This window comes from Weissella sagaensis (genome assembly GCF_010306265.1).
Classification (GTDB): domain Bacteria; phylum Bacillota; class Bacilli; order Lactobacillales; family Lactobacillaceae; genus Weissella; species Weissella sagaensis.
On the sequence record NZ_BLKA01000016.1, the window covers coordinates 1 to 3,124 of the forward strand.

1 rRNA gene is annotated in these 3,124 nt (G+C 49.3%); it reads right to left on the reverse strand.

The annotated features are described in order from the left end of the window. Window positions 1-26: 26 nt before the first annotated feature. Window positions 27-2,942: ribosomal RNA gene (locus G7Y65_RS09225) — 23S ribosomal RNA — on the reverse strand. Window positions 2,943-3,124: the final 182 nt, after the last annotated feature.

A 3,124-nucleotide genomic window follows, 5' to 3' on the forward strand; every position in this document is an offset into this window, starting at 1 on the left:
TATTTTTGCCTTACACCACTTGCTACTTGGTTAAGTCCTCGAACCATTAGTACTAGTCCGCTCCATACGTCACCGTACTGCCACTTCTAGCCTATCTACCTTATCATCTATAAGGGGTCTTACTTCATTTCTGAATGGGAAATCTCATCTCGAGGCGAGTTTCACACTTAGATGCTTTCAGCGTTTATCTCATCCGTACATAGCTACTCAGCGATGCTCCTGGCGGAACAACTGATACACCAGTGGTACGTCCACCCCGGTCCTCTCGTACTAAGGGCAGCTCCTCTCAAATTTCCTACGCCCGCGACGGATAGGGACCGAACTGTCTCACGACGTTCTGAACCCAGCTCGCGTACCGCTTTAATGGGCGAACAGCCCAACCCTTGGGACCGACTACAGCCCCAGGATGCGATGAGCCGACATCGAGGTGCCAAACCTCCCCGTCGATGTGGACTCTTGGGGGAGATAAGCCTGTTATCCCCAGGGTAGCTTTTGTCCGTTGAGCGATGGCCCTTCCATGCGGAACCACCGGATCACTAAGCCCTACTTTCGTACCTGCTCGACTGGTAAGTCTCACAGTCAAGCTCCCTTGTGCCTTTACACTCTGCGAATGATTTCCAACCATTCTGAGGGAACCTTTGGGCGCCTCCGTTACTTTTTAGGAGGCGACCGCCCCAGTCAAACTGCCTGCCAGACACTGTCTTCCACCACGCTTAGTGGTGTGAGTTAGAGTGTTCATACAACGAGGGTAGTATCCCACGTTTGCCTCCATCGAAACTAGCGTCCCGATTTCTACGGCTCCTACCTATGCTGTACAAGCTGCACAAACACTCAATATCAAGCTACAGTAAAGCTCCATGGGGTCTTTCCGTCCTGTCGCGGGTAACCCGCATCTTCACGGGTCTTTAAATTTCACCGAGTCTCTCGTTGAGACAGCGCCCAGATCGTTACACCTTTCGTGCGGGTCGGAACTTACCCGACAAGGAATTTCGCTACCTTAGGACCGTTATAGTTACGGCCGCCGTTTACTGGGGCTTCAATTCGTACCTTCGCCGAAGCTAAGCACTCCTTTTAACCTTCCAGCACCGGGCAGGTGTCAGCCCCTATACGTCATCTTACGATTTTGCAGAAACCTGTGTTTTTGATAAACAGTCGCCTGGGCCTATTCACTGCGGCTCAGCTTACGCTGAGCACCCCTTCTCCCGAAGTTACGGGGTCATTTTGCCGAGTTCCTTAACGAGAGTTCACTCGCTCACCTTAGGATGCTCTCCTCGACTACCTGTGTCGGTTTGCGGTACGGGCAGGTAAACACTAACTAGAAGCTTTTCTCGGCAGCGTGACATCACAGACTTCCCTACTTTATTTCGGTCCTTATCACAACTTGTCCTATTAGAAGCAAGCATTTAACTCACTTCAAGACTCATTGCTTAACCCAGCATTTCCAATCGCTGGGATCTGTTAGCCTTCTGCGTCCCTCCATCGTTCAAACATGTTCACCTGGTACAGGAATCTCAACCTGTTAGCCATCGACTACGCCTTTCGGCCTCGCCTTAGGTCCCGACTAACCCTGGGAGGACGAGCCTTCCCCAGGAAACCTTAGTCATACGGTGGACAGGATTCTCACCTGTCTTTCGCTACTCATACCGGCATTCTCACTTCTAAGCGCTCCACCAGTCCTCACGATCTGACTTCATTGCGCTTAGAACGCTCTCCTATCGCGCCACTTACGTGGCACCCGTAGTTTCGGTGGTGTGTTTAGCCCCGGTACATTTTCGGCGCAGAATCACTCGACTAGTGAGCTATTACGCACTCTTTAAATGGTGGCTGCTTCTGAGCCAACATCCTAGTTGTCTATGCAACTTCACATCCTTTTCCACTTAACACACACTTAGGGACCTTAACTGACGATCTGGGCTGTTCCCCTTTCGACAATGGATCTTATCACTCACTGTCTGACTCCCGGACATACGTGATTGGCATTCGGAGTTTATCTTAATTTGGTAACCCGAGATGGGCCCCGCACCAAAACAGTGCTCTACCTCCAACACGCTATCTTCCGAGGCTAGCCCTAAAGCTATTTCGGAGAGAACCAGCTATCTCCAAGTTCGATTGGAATTTCACCGCTACCCACACCTCATCCCAACATTTTTCAACATGTACGGGTTCGGGCCTCCAGTGCGTTTTACCGCACCTTCACCCTGGACATGGGTAGGTCACCTGGTTTCGGGTCTACAACAACATACTCAGACGCCCATTTCAGACTCGCTTTCGCTACGGCTCCGGTCTTTCCACCTTAACCTTGCATGTTATCGTAACTCGCCGGTTCATTCTACAAAAGGCACGCTATCACCCATTAACGGGCTCTAACTTGTTGTAGGCACATGGTTTCAGGAACTATTTCACTCCCCTTCCGGGGTGCTTTTCACCTTTCCCTCACGGTACTGGTTCACTATCGGTCACTAGGGAGTATTTAGCCTTACGAGATGGTCCTCGCAGATTCCGACCGGATTTCACGTGTCCGGCCGTACTCAGGATCCTGCACGGGAGTTTGCTTACTTTCGCATACGGGGCTATCACCCTGTTTCGCTCAGCTTCCCAGCTGATTCTGCTAATAAACAAATTTGTAACTCCACAACGGCAGTCCTACAACCCCAAAGTGCAAGCACTCTGGTTTGGGCTCCTCCGTGTTCGCTCGCCGCTACTGACGGAATCGATTTTTCTTTCTTCTCCTGTTGCTAATGAGATGTTTCAGTTCACAACGTCTACCTTCGCTTAGCTATAGATTCACTAAACGATAACTTGCATAACAAGTTGGGTTCCCCCATTCGGAAATCCCCGGATCAAAGCTTACTTACAGCTCCCCGAGGCATATCGGTGTTAGTCCCGTCCTTCATCGGCTCCTAGTGCCAAGGCATTCACCATGCGCCCTTAATAACTTAACCGATCAACAAATTGTTGATGATTTCGTTTGAGTATTGTGACTCGAAGGTCACAAGCGATTTTAAACTTATTTAAAAAACTCAAAAAATTACGCGGTGTATTTTTTCGGCTCAATTTAATTGATATGATCAATATAAATGAATTTAAAAATTTACAATTATGATTCAGTTTTCAAAGAACTAAT